Annotated in this window: 12 protein-coding genes and 1 pseudogene; 7 read left to right on the forward strand and 6 right to left on the reverse strand. The window is 38.1% G+C overall.

Going from position 1 to position 15,020, the window contains the following annotated elements; all coding sequences use genetic code 11:
• Window positions 1–72: 72 nt before the first annotated feature.
• Window positions 73–999 carry a YihY/virulence factor BrkB family protein gene (locus tag CWATDRAFT_RS05130; protein WP_007304001.1) on the forward strand — a complete coding sequence of 309 codons (927 nt, stop codon included), beginning with the start codon at window positions 73–75 and terminating at the stop codon, window positions 997–999.
• On the opposite strand, the gene murG is transcribed toward CWATDRAFT_RS05130, so the two are convergent.
• A complete protein-coding gene (murG, locus tag CWATDRAFT_RS05135) occupies window positions 1,000–2,046 on the reverse strand; it encodes an undecaprenyldiphospho-muramoylpentapeptide beta-N-acetylglucosaminyltransferase (protein WP_007304002.1) in 1,047 nt (348 codons plus the stop codon). It lies immediately after the preceding gene.
• A 75-nt stretch (window positions 2,047–2,121) separates the two neighbouring features.
• Between murG and CWATDRAFT_RS05140 the strand changes: the two genes are divergently transcribed.
• Window positions 2,122–2,892, forward strand: a complete 771-nt coding sequence (locus CWATDRAFT_RS05140) for a Cif family virulence factor (protein ID WP_007304003.1) — start codon at window positions 2,122–2,124, stop codon at window positions 2,890–2,892.
• 201 nt (window positions 2,893–3,093) lie between these two features.
• Here the strand turns inward: CWATDRAFT_RS05140 and CWATDRAFT_RS05145 are convergent, their stop codons facing one another.
• Window positions 3,094–5,013 carry a GTPase family protein gene (locus tag CWATDRAFT_RS05145; protein ID WP_007304004.1) on the reverse strand — a complete coding sequence of 640 codons (1,920 nt, stop codon included), beginning with the start codon at window positions 5,011–5,013 and terminating at the stop codon, window positions 3,094–3,096.
• Between the two features lie 120 nt (window positions 5,014–5,133).
• Here CWATDRAFT_RS05145 and CWATDRAFT_RS05150 point away from each other — a divergent pair, with 120 nt between their 5' ends.
• Window positions 5,134–5,508: a hypothetical protein gene (locus CWATDRAFT_RS05150; protein WP_007304005.1), complete on the forward strand. Its 375-nt coding sequence runs from the start codon at window positions 5,134–5,136 to the stop codon at window positions 5,506–5,508.
• A gap of 171 nt (window positions 5,509–5,679) precedes the next feature.
• On the opposite strand, the gene CWATDRAFT_RS05155 is transcribed toward CWATDRAFT_RS05150, so the two are convergent.
• The 4 genes from CWATDRAFT_RS05155 to CWATDRAFT_RS37020 all read right to left on the reverse strand — a co-directional run bounded on the left by CWATDRAFT_RS05155 (window position 5,680) and on the right by CWATDRAFT_RS37020 (window position 8,459).
• Window positions 5,680–6,996, reverse strand: coding sequence for a four-carbon acid sugar kinase family protein (locus tag CWATDRAFT_RS05155; RefSeq protein WP_007304006.1), 1,317 nt, complete (start codon window positions 6,994–6,996; stop codon window positions 5,680–5,682).
• A gap of 113 nt (window positions 6,997–7,109) precedes the next feature.
• Window positions 7,110–7,463: a 50S ribosomal protein L20 gene (rplT, locus tag CWATDRAFT_RS05160; RefSeq protein WP_007304007.1), complete on the reverse strand. Its 354-nt coding sequence runs from the start codon at window positions 7,461–7,463 to the stop codon at window positions 7,110–7,112.
• A 38-nt stretch (window positions 7,464–7,501) separates the two neighbouring features.
• Entirely contained in the window at window positions 7,502–7,705 is a 204-nt protein-coding gene (rpmI, locus tag CWATDRAFT_RS05165; protein WP_007309481.1) for a 50S ribosomal protein L35, read from the reverse strand.
• Between the two features lie 112 nt (window positions 7,706–7,817).
• A complete protein-coding gene (locus CWATDRAFT_RS37020) occupies window positions 7,818–8,459 on the reverse strand; it encodes a hypothetical protein (RefSeq protein WP_007304009.1) in 642 nt (213 codons plus the stop codon).
• Window positions 8,460–9,673: 1,214 nt separating this feature from the next.
• Between CWATDRAFT_RS37020 and ltrA the strand changes: the two are divergent.
• The 4 genes and pseudogenes from ltrA to CWATDRAFT_RS05190 all read left to right on the forward strand — a co-directional run bounded on the left by ltrA (window position 9,674) and on the right by CWATDRAFT_RS05190 (window position 14,978).
• Window positions 9,674–11,479, forward strand: a pseudogene (ltrA, locus tag CWATDRAFT_RS41290) (group II intron reverse transcriptase/maturase).
• Window positions 11,480–11,582: 103 nt separating this feature from the next.
• Entirely contained in the window at window positions 11,583–13,499 is a 1,917-nt protein-coding gene (locus tag CWATDRAFT_RS05180; RefSeq protein ID WP_007304012.1) for an AMP-dependent synthetase/ligase, read from the forward strand.
• A 34-nt stretch (window positions 13,500–13,533) separates the two neighbouring features.
• Window positions 13,534–13,983 (forward strand): YlqD family protein, encoded by a 450-nt coding sequence (locus CWATDRAFT_RS05185; protein ID WP_007304013.1) that lies wholly within the window; start codon window positions 13,534–13,536, stop codon window positions 13,981–13,983.
• Window positions 13,984–14,282: 299 nt separating this feature from the next.
• Complete coding sequence (locus CWATDRAFT_RS05190) at window positions 14,283–14,978, forward strand: response regulator transcription factor (RefSeq protein ID WP_007304014.1); 696 nt, start codon at window positions 14,283–14,285, stop codon at window positions 14,976–14,978.
• The last annotated feature ends 42 nt before the right edge of the window (window positions 14,979–15,020 follow it).

The raw sequence follows: 15,020 nt of genomic DNA on the forward strand, positions 1-15,020 counted from the left end.
TTCCCATCATCAGAACTTTCCCGACATAATATAATCTAATTATTTATCATCAGAACTTTTTAATATATAACCGTGATTGAGTTTGTTCAAAACCGAATACTATCCTCCAAGATAATACAGTTATTCACCGGTACCCTTATTAAATGGCAACAAGACGACTGTATAGAAATGGGGGCAGCATTGTCCTATTATGCTATTTTTTCCCTTTTTCCTATCTTACTGGTTATTTTAAGTATAACTGGTTTCATTCTTGGCCCTGATACCAACGCTTATACTCAAATTTTAATCCTTGCTAAAACGGCCTTTCCTATAGAAGCTTATCATATAGTAGAAACTACCTTGCTCCAATTAAATACAAGTAGTTTAGGTGCAGGGATTATTGGTTTTTCTATTCTATTTATTACTGCCAGTCGTATTTTTCTGGCTTTGAGTCGTGATGTTAATAAAATCTGGAAAGTTTATCATCGTCAGTATAGTCAAAATGGCTGGTTTTGGACAGTTATTACTTTCATTAAAAATCAAATTATTGCCTTTCTTTTAGTATTAAGTTCCACTGCTTTAATGTTAGTTTCTCTGTTATCTAATATTGCTTTAAAAGTATTTTTTAAGATCATTCAAAATGTAGAGAATGTAATTACTTGGGTTCGACTTGACGAAGCTTCTCTATGGAATACTTTACAATTAGGAGTAACTTATTTTCTCCTAACTTCTGTGGTTATGTTTCTTTATAAAACCCTCCCAGCAACTAAAGTAAAATGGAGTGATATTTGGATAGGTGCTTTATTAGCAGTTAGCTTATTTTCTCTCCTTCAAAGTTCAGTTAGTAGTGGGGTAATTCGTATTGGGGAACAGTTTCGAGCTTATGGTATTATTGGAGGATTCATGGTACTTTTATTATGGATATTTCTAACCTGTCAAATTTTTCTCTTAGGCTGCGAATTTACTTATGTTTATACGCATTTATTTGGCAGTAGAAAAAATAAATCAATCGATAAATAATTAAACAGCATCTTTAATCAACTTAGATAATTGTTCCGCACTATCTATAACAGCTAATTCTGAACTTTTTTGAGACATCCTTTTCAATTTTTCAGGATTTTTTATTAAATCTAAAACCAAGTCTTTTAAGTTTTGTTCCGTTAATTCTTTTTGTTGATAACAATAGGCTGCCTCTCCTTCAACAAACACTTTAGCATTAAAAGATTGATGATCCTCTGCTGCAAAAGGATAAGGGATTAGTATAGCAGGAGTTTTAGTAATAGCTAATTCTGTTAAGGTTCCGGCACCAGCACGACTCACCGCTAAATCTGCTCTTTGTAATAGCCCAGCAACATTATCATAGAATGGTAAAGAAATATATTGAGGGTGTTTAAAAATATCGGCATCAGGGTCATTTTTTCCTGTTAAATGGACTACATAAACCCCCATTTTTAACCACTCTGGTAAGCAATTACGAACTAATTGATTAACAGAAACAGCACCTTGAGAGCCACCTATTATGACAATTAGAGGCACATTATCAGGTATATTTAAGTCTAAAGATTGGGGAGTGTAGAACTGCGATCGCACAGGGGTACTAACCCAAATAGTAGGGATATTAGGTAAATATTTTTTAGTCCCTTCAAAACCCAAAGCCACTGTATTACAAAAACGACTTAATAGTTTAGTTACCTTGCCAGGAATATAGTTTGCTTCGTGAAGAATAGCAGGTATTCCTGATAACTTAGCGGCTAAAATAGCAGGACTAGCAATATATCCACCAGTGGTAAAAACTACTTCTATTTTTTCTTCTTTAATTATTTTTTTTACAGCAAAAACTGAGTTAACTAAACCCAACAAAATTTGTAACTTTTTGAGGGGAGAGCGAGTTTGAAATCCTTCAACTGATATAGAATGGAAAGGATAGCGATCGCCGATTAAACTCTGTTCGAGACGGTTGGGAGTTCCTAACCATTGAATTTCGTAATCTGGTAATTTTTCAGCCACTCCTAAAGCCGGAAAAACATGACCCCCAGTGCCACTTGCTGCGATTAATAAACGTGCCATAAAAACAAAATAATCGTTATAATAAAGAGAAAATCCTAGTATAGTAAATCAGGATAGTTCACAAAAGGTAGACGCATGATGTATCGCCATTGGTTCCTCTCTGTTGTAATTGGTTTCGGTATAAGCTTAGGGACTCATTTAACTCTCCGTGCAGAAAGCCCTGACACGGCACCGGTTGAATTAAAAGCCCTAATTACGCAAATCGATGCAGCAGCTAATCGACAGGACATCGAACGTATTCAATCATTATATAGTGACCAATATGTGACGGCTGATGGGTTAATGTTAGATGAGTTTACCCAAAGCTTAAAGGCACTGTGGAAAGATTATCCTGATTTGGAATATACAACAGAAATATTATCTTGGGAGAAAAAAGGCACAGGTTGGGTGGCAGAAACTTTAACAACTGTGATAGGAAATAATCAAGAAAGGGGGCGAAAAATTCAACTAGAAGCCAAAATTAAATCCCGTCAAACTTTCCAAGGAGATAAATTGATTCGTCAAGAAATATTAAGCGAAGAAACGAGATTAACCTCTGGAGAAAATCCCCCAGAAGTCACCGTAAATATACCAGAAACAGTGAAAGTTGGGGAAGAGTTTGATTTTGATGTTATTGTCGATGATCCTCTCAGGGATGAGTTATTAGCGGGTATGGCGATGTTAGAAAAAGTTGACAGCGATCGATATTTAGATCCCTCTACTATGCAGCTAGAATTGTTACAATCTGGGGGATTATTTAAACGAGTTCCTGCTGCTGAAGAACAACAAAATCGTTGGCTTTCTGCTATTTTGGTTCGTAGCGAAGGTATTACTATGATTACTCATCGTGTCAGAATTATTGACTAATGAGTGATTATTTTTGCTGTTGTTTAGCATAGATATCTACAAGATTTCGGATCATGGCCTGATAAGATGCGTTATTACGCAATTGAATCGCCTTTTTACTATAGGTTGATTTCGGCAATGATCACAAAACTTTTTAAAATTTACATCAGTTTACTATTAATACTGTAAACCTAAAATCGGATAAACCCAAAATAGGTTATTTTACAAATACTCTTTAAACCGCTTTCTTAACTGTTCAATGGTCATATTTTTGTTTAAAAATTCAACCATAGCTTGACCAAAAGCCCAAGCATTGTCTTGACTATTTCCCGAATTATCTAATAATAAAGGCCACAAAGATAACAAATCAAACTGTTTAAGATTAACCTCATCGGAATCAAACAAACAGAATAAATCATAAGCCATTTGTAACTTACCCACAACAATTGGTAATTGTTCAACAGGAATCTGTTCAGCTAATAAATAAGCCAAGGTAGAAGAGCCTGTACTTAACGTAGAAAGAAACTGTAAAACAGGACTTTTTAATAAAGCCGTTATTCCTTCTGTTGTACTCAGTCGTAATGTACAATTTTCAATTATTTTTGCAGCAGCAACGGATCGGGCTTCTTGTTGTTGTAAAAAACGGGCTAATCTTAATTGTTTTGAAGGTTTAATAGAGGCTAATAAACTATTGGTTAAAACATCAATTCCCCAACTCTGTCGGCCAACGGTTCCATCACGAGTAACAATGGGTAAAATAACGTCACATTTATCCCCTAATATTTCCACACGGTAAGCTGTCGCCTCTCGAATACTTATTTCTTTGGGTAACTTTCCCTGTTGCCAATCATAAGGAGGTTGCCACTCTCTCACTGGCCGTAAGCGATCCACTTGGGTTACAATGGCAATCATGGGTAAGTTTGTAATCTCTTCTCTAACCGCCTCCAGAAACTTCATATCTATCTCTAAAGAAGGATCAAGAGCAGGAGTTACTAATAACAATAAATCTGCCTTGGTACAATAATTTAACACCTGTTCACGAAACTCTGGACGGTTAATTTGTTCATACCCAGGAGTATCCCAAAGGGTTAAACTTTCCTCCGTATTACTATGCCAATGATAAGCGGTAAAATCATCTGTATTGGGTAAAATATCAACTTCTGCTTGAGCGGTTTTAAATAAAGTATTGATCAAGCTACTTTTCCCAGCGCCAGTCCTTCCTGCCAGTAAAATATTAACCGGTTTTACTTCTATTTTGTCGATGGGTTGGGCCTTAGCAATAATCTCTTGTAGGGTTTGAGTTTTGGCAGCAGAAGGGGCTTTTTCGGGAACGGATAATGTGGATAATGTGTCTGAAGGGAGCAGAGTTTTGTGACTATAAAGGGCGATCGCTTGTTTAGCAAGAATTTTTAAAGCCGTTTCTCGGAAGGTTTGCCCAAAGTTGACCACAAGTTGTTGATTTGCTTCTTGAGTGGATTTTCTACTGGTTTGTTTAGCTAAAGCAACCACTGGGTTCAATACCCACTGACTCCAGTTCCAAACACGCCATAATTTACGAGCATTGGGTTCTAATTTTTGGTAAACTTCATAAGCTTGATAAGCTTGGCCAATACTGACTTGATTAAGAAAAGGGGCTAATTTTTGCATCCAGCGATCAAGATCGTCTACGGTTCCCCGAATAAGTCCATAAGCTTGAGGAACATAGATATTAAGTAACGGATATTTGATTTCTGGGTGATAGACTTGGGCGATCGCACTGACTAAACTCTCGCAGCGTTGCCAAAACGTAGGCCAATCTTCCCAAAAAGGGCGATCGTTGCGAGTTTCTTGGATAATATCGTAGAGAATGGTCTCTATTTTACCAATGGTTTCTTGATCCCCAATGGTGGCAACAATTTGGTTTTCTTGCTTGTCTCCCTCTTGGGTAACCTGAGAGATAAAGGTTTCAATTTGTTGTTCTACGGGTTTCGTCCACTTAACCAATAACCAACGCCATCCTAGCAAAATTAAGACCAAAATAGCCCAGATCCAATTAATTCCCCATTGATGAATTTGTATCCCTGTTGCAATGATAAAAAAACTAACAATAACAATCACAGGACTTGCTAATACTACCCACTGCCAAGGTTTTAATCTAATCATATTTTTTAATTTACCTGTATAATAAGATATATTTTAAGGGAAATAATCTTGAAAATTTAGGAATAGTTACGAAAATAACTAAATTCTTAATCAATTTTTCTCACTTATTAATGGTAACTTATGCCCTCTCTAACCCTCTCAGAAATCACTTATTATCGTTCCCAACTTGCTGACTATCCCGATGCGATCGCCGCTTTAGATGAAATTGTTGTTTGTGATGGTGACTTAGACGATGCGGCCATTAACCTTGCTTTAAGTGTAGGACAAACCCCCGATCGCACTGACTGGTTAGAGGGGTTAGCAAAACGATATCGTGTAGAAATTTGTCAAGAAAACCTGATTAATGAATTGTCTCAAGGTCATATTATTCCGGTGATTAATCATTTAATGAATACCAAAAGAGTACCAGATATTTTAGTGTTACCTGTTATCTTATATGTTTTCAAAACGGGGGTTGATGATTTTTGTTCCCCTTTAAAACTTAAAATAACATAAGTCTAACTACTACTGTCTAAGAAAACTTACCTTTTTTTCAATACTTTATTATTTTTAATCTTTTTCTTAGATCGTAGGGTGGGTTAGGTGCAGATTTTATTTTGATAAAAACATCATAATTTTTTATCCGCACCGTAACCCACCATTTTCAATTATCCTTAGTTCTTCTTCTCATTTTTTCAAGCGACAATAAACCGTACTTAACCCCTGAACATTCCCCACATTACCAGGAAATAAAACCACAGGTAAATTAGGAAATAAAGGATGATCTTTTTCGGTTCTTACCATTGAACATCCGGCTAAAACTTGTCCTAATAAACGTACCGCTTGCAATTTTAAACCGGTACTTAAAACATCATTAGAGGTAATACCACCTTTACTAATTAAAAAGCTAATATCACGGGGTAAACCCTGAACCACTTCCATTAATAAAGAAGAAACTGCTATCCCGAAATCCAATCTTTTTTGTACGGTTTCAAAGGTTAACTCGTCTCTGCTGGTATAAACTACAGGGGTTTTACCCTGTTCATGAATACTTTTAACTTTTTCTAAAATACTCTTTAATAACTCATCTTTGTTATCAGGATTATCTCGTGGTTTTTTAACATCAACTTCTATTCCTACCACATCTGCTTGAGTTAATAAGTCTTGTAATTGTTGGGTTGTTTTCTTAACATGAGAACCCACCAAAACAACCCCAGGTTTATCTGTTGGTTTATATTCTGCCATTGCTTCTGCTGCAATGGGTTGTTTTCCTAACTGAGCTAAAGAGGTTAAAATACTAGCAGCACTACGGAATAAAAACCGTTTACCTGATGCTGCTGCGGTTAATAAGTCTTCAGCAAATTTATCTAAATCTTCTTGTTTTTCTCCGTCAACTACTCCGCATTTATTTCCTTGTAGCTGCATCAATCTTTCTAAGCTACCTTGTCGAATATCTGTTAATAAAAATCGTTCAACTTCTGTTGTTTTAATTCCTCCTTTGGTCTTTTCTTCTACATAGTCTGGTAAATAACTATAGTGGTAAGCAAAAACAGAATCTTTAGCAAACTCTGTTTCATGAACTGGTGTTAATGTTCCCTCGATGTTTAAATAGTGAACACTGTCAAGGGTTTGTCTTCCTCCTTCAAAAAAGGCAGGAATTAGAAAATGAGCGTCAAAACCACCCAATTCTTCGGCAATAACATCGGTTTCTATGGGATAATGACCTCTAAGAGTTGAGTCAGAACGACTGACAATTAAAAAATCTGCTATTTTTTCCGCTTCGATCGCAATTTTGAGATTATGACAAACTTCCCTGGTGACTTCTGCTGCCTTTTGGGGAGTTAATGCTCTCGTGTTTGTCAAAACAAAGAAAATAGGGACTTCATCCCTTAACCCTAATCTTAATGTCTCAACGTCCCACTGCATTAATAATAAACAACTATGTACCGTTTGGGAACCGGTTGGATCATCATCTAAGACTATTATTTTCGGTGTTTGACTCATTCTTTACTAACTGTTATCGCCTTTCCTATTGTCCCATGAATTGTGGCGAAACAGTAAAACCTTTCCATGAATAATTGATAATGAAATATCAATTATCCATTATCAATTATCCATTATTTAGCTGTACTAGCTGTTTCTACCACCTTGGCAAAAGCATCAGGGTCAAGAATCGCTAATTGTGCTAACATTTTACGGTTAATCTCAATATTAGCCTTTTTCATCTGACCAATTAATTGACTGTAACTCATGCCATTTTGTCTGGCAGCAGCGTTAATACGAGTGATCCATAAGCGACGAAAATCCCGTTTCCGTTTACGGCGATCGCGGTAAGCATTGCGTAATGCTTTCATCACCTGTTGGTTAGCGGTACGGAATAGACGAGAATGGCTTCCTCTAAACCCTTTAGCTAGTTTGAGGATTTTTTTACGACGTTTTCGGGCGACATTGCCCCGTTTTACCCTTGTCATAGTTACTCTGTTTCTGTGTTAATCTACGTTCATTAATTTTAGGCGTAAGGCAACATTAAGCGAACATTTGGCTCATCCTGTTCGCTAACTAAGGCTGCATTAGACAAACGACGACGCTTTCTTTCAGCACTTTTATGATTTAATAAGTGATTTTTGAAAGCTTTTCGCCTAACAATTTTCTTACCGCTTCCTGTTACTCGAAAACGCTTGGCGGCAGCTTTGCGCGTTTTTAGTTTAGGCATAATATTGATATAAAGTATAGACACAATTCCCTATCATAGCATAAAATATCTATCAATAACAATATGATGTAACCCAAAAAGCCTTCTTGAAAAAGAAGGCTTTTTCTGATGATTATGAGCTATGGTCATTATTACGTTTAGCCAAAATACCAGCCAATCCTATCATAGCTAATGCTGTTACTGATGTGGGTTCAGGGATTGAGGTGGGGGTCGCTGTTATATTTTCATCACCTCCACTGCCACTGCCACCAGAACTGCCACTGCCACTGCCACCGGTACCTCCACTGTCACTGCTATCAGTACCAGAACTGCCACTGCCACTGCTATCAGTACCAGAACTGCCACTGCCACTGCTATCAGTACCAGAACTGCCACTGCCACCAGAACTGCCACTGCCACTGCTATCAGTACCAGAACTGCCACTGCCACCAGAACTGCCACTGCCACTGCTATCAGTGCCATTACTGGTTCCTTGTATTGCCGATGCTAGTGCAAGTAGATCCTCACTATCTTTTAGTATTGAATCAATTGGACTATCATCAGAAACTAATGAATTTATGTCATTTGTTTCTGTTCCATTGCTATCACTATCACTATTGTCATCAGTATTCCTACTACTGTTACCAGAAGAATTTCTTGAACCTTGAGAACCAATAAATGAAGATAAAGAACCACCACCACCACCATTATTGTTATTGGAACTAGATGAATTTGGATTCCCTCCGTCAGAAAACGGTGAAGACGGGAAAGACATTGATGTAACTCCCGATGAATCGCTCGCATTAGCATCGATGTTTGATGAGTCAAAAGGGTTATGCAACAATTGTGCTGAGGCTGGCATAGAGGAAAAAATAACAACTCCAAATGCTATAAGAGATGGAATTGATTTACACCTTTCAGGATTTGTTTTTGGGTTGTGCATTTTTATAACCTGTTCTATTGCTTAAATGATTTTTAATCAAGCTAAAAATCAGAAGGTATTGGAAAATAGATAGGCTTTAGGTAAGTTAATTAATTTGTGGGAATACTTAGGTAATTAATAACTAATAAAAATCATTTTCTATCTTCATTTTATGAGACTAAAAAAGGATTGTCTCGTGTTTTTTGAAAAGTGGTTATTTATACAAAAATATAAAGTTACATTACACAAATAATACCTAGAAATACGGCTCTTTTTCAGGGATATCACCTATCAAAAAAAATTGTTATTCAATCATGGACAATGAAGAAATAAATAAATAAGCTTATCTAGTGAGGGGTGATCAGTGAAAAAAGTGTCACTCTTCTCCTTTTCCCTCTAGGGTGGAAACCTTAACATGGGAACAATAACACCCTTATTAGCTAGTCTATGGGTGAAACGTGCGATTCGTTGGGCTAGAAAGCTTGTACTTATTTTAAGTGTGTAGCCCGTTCAGAACCTAGAAATCTGAATAACTGTTGGTTTGTTGGCCAAAGGAGCCACACTCGGAATCAAAAGGAGAAATCCTGAGAGTGACGACATAACCCTCTGTTTTGAGCTTAGTAAATTCAGGATAGAAGCAGGGTTAAAAGGGGAACCCGTCATGAAACAGCATGATAAGCCGTCCCTCTAGTCAATCGGTCATGGTTAAGCATTACGTTGAATCATCGACTTGAACCCTCACCATCGGAAAGTAGCCAAAACTGTTTGACAGGCTGCGTTCAAAAAGAACAAAGTGAAAAGTGGAAAATTGGTTTCTTTTATCCACACAGATTCCTAAAAGTAACTTGGGGGAAAGATGAAACCTAAAACCGATATACCCAAATCAACGGAACGAATTAAGTCCATGATTGCTCTTACCACTGGTCGGTAGGTAAGCAGGAACAAACTTAACCGCAAGGGTCATGGATGTGAGAAGCAATAAGAAGCAAACGCCTATTTGTAATGAGTATGGATATGCTGACGTATTGCTGGTGGATTAGATGAAATAGTCTCTATTAGAGGTGAATATGTCGAATGCGAGTATAACCAAGACTACGCCAGAGTGGAACACAATTAACTGGGCAAAAGTCCAGAGAAAGGTGTTTAAGCTTCAAAAAAGAATATTTCAAGCTGTTAAATCAGGTAATAAAGTTAAAGCTAAAAAGCTTCAGAAGTTACTGTTAAAGTCACATTACGCAAAGCTCTTAGCCATACGCAAAGTGACCCAAGACAACCAAGGCAAGAAAACTGCTGGCGTTGATGGGAAAAAGGTATTACGCCCTAACCAAAGATTAAAGTTAGCTAAAGAACTAGCTTTAAAAGGTTACAAAGCAAAGGCACTCAGACGGGTTTGGATTCCCAAGCCTGGAAGAGATGAAAAACGTGGATTGGGGATACCCACCATGAAAGATAGAGTAATGCAAGCCTTGGTTAAATCAGCCTTAGAGCCATACTGGGAAGCCCAATTTGAGGGAACATCTTATGGTTTTCGTCCAGGCAAAAGCGCACATGACGCAATTAGCGTGATTTTCAATGCCATCAACAAAAAGGCAAAATATGTCCTTGATGCCGATATCGCCAAATGTTTCGACAAGATTAACCATGATTACCTACTGTCCAAAGTAGATTGTCCATACAACATCAAAAGAATCATAAAACAATGGTTAGAATGCGGTGTTATGGACAACGGTATATTTGAGGAAACCAATTCAGGAACACCTCAAGGTGGTGTAATAAGCCCACTATTGGCTAATATTGCACTACACGGAATGATAAAAGAAGTAGAAAACCACTTCCCTAGCACAAAGCTTAAGGAAGATGGTACTCGAAAAACTAGGTATAGACATAAAATTATCCGTTATGCTGATGATTTCGTAGCTTTACATGAAGATTATGACGTTATTCTACAATGTAAAACTCTAATTGCACAATGGTTAGATAAAGTCGGACTAAAAATAAAACCATCCAAAACCAGAATCTGCCACACCCTAAAGGATGTAGAAGTTAATGGAAAGATGGAAAATGCAGGGTTCGACTTTCTCTGATTCAACATCAGGTCATTCCCCGTTGGGAAACATCACTCTGGTAAAACAGGTGCAAATCCAAATAAAGGGCAAAAATCAAAACTGATTGGATTCAAAACAATAATCAAGCCAAGCAAGAAGAAAATACTAGCTCATCATGAGGCAATGAAAGAGGTTATTAAATCTCATAGAACTGCCCCACAAGCAGCATTAATCGCAAGATTAAATCCCATAATACGAGGATGGTGTAACTACTACCGAACTGTTGTCAGTAAGAAAATATTCACATCCGAGGATTTAACATTATGGAATATGCTTAGAGCCTGGACAGTAAGCAGGAAAAAGAAAAAGACACCACTGATTAAAGCTCTCAAAAAATATTTCTCACACGGGAAACACGGAAAATGGACTTTCCAAACAGGAAAAACAGTCCTCTACCACCACGCCGAAACGGAAATTAAGAGACATACACTGGTTAAGCCTGAATCATCACCATTAGACGGAAATTGGACATATGGTCGCAAAAGACGAGGTACATATACTGGGACACCAACCAGAGTCTCAAAACTCTTAAAGAAACAGAAAGGTATATGCCCTCAATGTAAGCAACACTTCACACCTGAAGACTTGATAGAAGTTGACCACATTATCCCTAAATCGAAAGGTGGAAAGGATACCTACAACAATCTACAAGCTCTACATCGTCATTGTCATTATGTCAAAAGCAAAAATGACTACCTCTATGATTGGCTAGAGAATGGCTATGAATGGAAGGACGATATACTAACAGTACCCATGGCAAGGGTCTAATTGCCGAGAGCCGTATGAGGTGAAAATTTCATGTACGGTTCGGACTGGGAGTTGTGGTAAGCGATTACCACTTCGACCCCTAATCATTAATGATATCAATACTATGACAACTATTCCCGAATATACTAATCTAACCGCCTTAAGCGAAGTATGGGCGATCGCAGCCAAAAAATTCCCCGATATCGTAGCATTGCACGATCCCAACAGTAAACCAGCAGTTAAATTGACCTACGCTGAGTTATACCAAAAATTACAACAATTTGCTGCCGGATTACAAGCTTTAGGAGTGAGCCCAGATGATAAAATTAGCTTAATTGCTGATAATAGTCCCCGTTGGTTTATAGCCGATCAAGGATCAATGTTAGCAGGGGCCGCCAACGCCGTGCGATCGGCACAAGCAGATAAAAACGAATTAGCTTATATTGTCAGAGATAGTGATAGTAGTACCCTAATTGTAGAAAATCAGAAAACCTTAGACAAAATACGCTCTTTTTGTGACGAAATACCCCTACAGTTAATTATCCTCCTCAGCGACGAAACCCCCAACCGAGACGATCCCATCAAAACCTTAAACTTTTCCCAACTGATGGAACTAGGGGCTAAAAACAGCTTACAACCGGTGAAAAAAAATGACACCGATTTAGCCACCTTAATCTATACATCAGGAACCACAGGACAACCAAAAGGTGCCATGTTATCCCATGGTAATCTCTTGCACCAAGTCAAAAATTTAGATGCTGTGATCCAACCCAAGGTAGGGGATCAGGTACTTAGTATTTTACCATCTTGGCACTCTTACGAACGCAGCGCAGAATATTTTCTGCTCTCCCAAGGATGTACCCTAGTTTACACCAATATCCGCAACTTTAAGACCGATATCAAGCGATTTAAACCCCAACACATGGTGGGGGTTCCCCGTCTTTGGGACTCTATTTATGAAGGTATACAGAAGCAACTGAGGGAAAAAAGCGACACCCAACAAAAAATAGCCCAGTTTTTCTTCAATATTTCCCAAAACTTTATCCTTTCTCGACGCATCGCCGACAATATGAGTTTAGAACACTTCGATGCCTCTGCTATAGATAGGTTCATAGCGAAACTTAAAACTATCTTCCTCGCCCCTTTACACGGTTTAGGGGATAAACTCGTCTATAGCAAGATTCGGGAAGGTTTAGGAGGCAATTTTGAAACATTAATGAGTGGTGGGGGTTCCCTGGCCAAACATTTAGACGACTTCTACGAGATCATTAACGTCCCGGTTTTAGTGGGTTATGGTCTAACAGAAACTTCCCCGGTTAGTAACGCCCGTACCCATAGTCATAACCTACGGGGTTCTTCTGGTCAACCTATTCCCCATACAGAGATCAAGATCGTCGATCTCGATACAGGGGAAGCCGTTTCTCGGGGAAAACGAGGAGTTGTTCTCATTCGTGGTCCCCAAGTCATGCAAGGATACTACAAGAAACCCGAAGCTACTGCCAAAGCGATCGATCCCGAAGGGTGGTTTAATAGTGGGGACTTGGGTTGGATCACTCCTATGAATGATTTAGTGATCACCGGACGGGCTAAAGATACCATTGTCTTGAATAACGGGGAAAATATTGAACCCCAACCCATCGAAGATGCTTGTGTCAGAAGTCCTTATATTGACCAGATGATGTTAGTGGGACAAGATCAAAAAGCTTTAGGTGCTTTGATTGTACCTAACTTAGACGCATTACAAACATGGGGCAAAAATCAACAACTTAACCTGACTTTTCCTTCAGAAGATGCCAGCAGAGAAACGATCATTAACAGCGATCTTTATGGAAAACCTGTTCAAGACTTATTCAAACAAGAATTGAAACGAGAAGTGAAAAATCGCCCAGGATATCGTGCCGATGACCAAATTAAAGTCTTTGAACTGATTTTAGAACCCTTTTCCTCTGAAAACGGTATGATGACCCAAACCTTGAAAATAAAACGGCCTATAGTCACTGAACGATATCAGGGTATGATTAACGGGATGTTTGAATCGTAGTCATTGAAATCAATAGTCAACGGAGAAAATAGTTATGGAAGACGCAAACACCAGTTTATTACTGAAACGCCCGGTTAACTTAAAGGTGATTGTTACCACTCGCTGGAAAGAAGAAATGCAGCAACAACTGCAAGCACAAATCGAACAAGTTGACAACCAGATACAACAAATTGAAATGCAAGGACAACGGGCCATTGCTGAAATCCAAAAACAAAGTGTATCTCCTCCAGGCCCAGAAACAACCCAACAAATTGATAATATTCAATTACAGGTTAATCAGAAAAAAAGTGAGTTTTTGGAACGAAAAAATCAATTTTTACAACAAATGCAGCAAGTTCAAACTGTTGAATTAGAACAAGAAGTTGTTCAAGGACAATTAGAAAGTTTTTTCCGTGTTGAAAAAGGAGAAAACTTGGTCAAAAAACTAAACGTAGAAGTTGTCATTCGTGATGGTGTAATTGAAGAAATACGGGGAGAAATTTGACAACCGACCCTAACCCACCCCTAACCCTACCCACCCCCGCCCCTCCCAGAAGGGGAATTTATCGTTGAGGACTTCTGCGGACATTTTCTTAAAATTTAACTAAGATAGCCATGTTTTCAAAGCAACGTGGCTATTTTTTTCATTTTGTGTATTTTTATGGCTAGTTTCAGAGATTAATAGTAATTTGCCTTAAATTATCTTGCTTTAGAAAATAATAATAATTATTACTAAACTACTAATAAATGTGACAGTATGCAAAAAAATGCTATGATAGATATAGAGACAGAAGAACTCAATTTATGCCGTTATTGATTTTAGTCGCCGATGACGATCTGGGAATTCGTGTCGCTGTTAAAGACTATTTAGAAATGCACGGTTATGGCTGCATAACCGCCCAAAACGGAGAAGATGCCTTTTCCTTAGTTCAAACTTATCGTCCCCATTTATTAATCTCAGATATTAAGATGCCACGAAAGGACGGCTATACCTTAGTAAAAGAACTTCGTCAACTGCCGGAATTTCGTTTACTACCCGTAGTCTTTCTAACCGAGTGTAGTACAACAGAAAGTCGTATTCAAGGGTATCAAGTTGGTTGTGATGTATATTTACCCAAACCTTTTGAAATGGACGAATTAAAAGCAGTTATCCGTAATTTATTAGAGCGATCGCAAATTATTCAATCAGAGTGGCGTTTTTCCCAGAATAAGTCCGTTAACCAAAATACCCCTCAACAACAACAGCAAGCGGCTAAAATTTCCATTCAAGCAGAAATAGAGTTCTTTGAATTAACCCGACGAGAAAGCGAAGTCCTCGACTTATTAACTATGGGACTCTCCAATGGAGAAATAGGTCAAAGACTCCATTTAAGTCCTCGTACTATTGAAAAATACGTGAGTAGTTTACTGCGGAAAACAGATACTAGCAACCGTGCCGAATTAGTCCGTTTTGCTTTCGATCACCATTTAGCTTTTCCCTGCGGGAAGCCCCACATCTGAACCCAAAGGGTCAGTGTGGGATGGGGCGTATAAACTGAGGAG

The organism is Crocosphaera watsonii WH 8501, from assembly GCF_000167195.1.
GTDB classification, from domain to species: Bacteria; Cyanobacteriota; Cyanobacteriia; order Cyanobacteriales; family Microcystaceae; genus Crocosphaera; species Crocosphaera watsonii.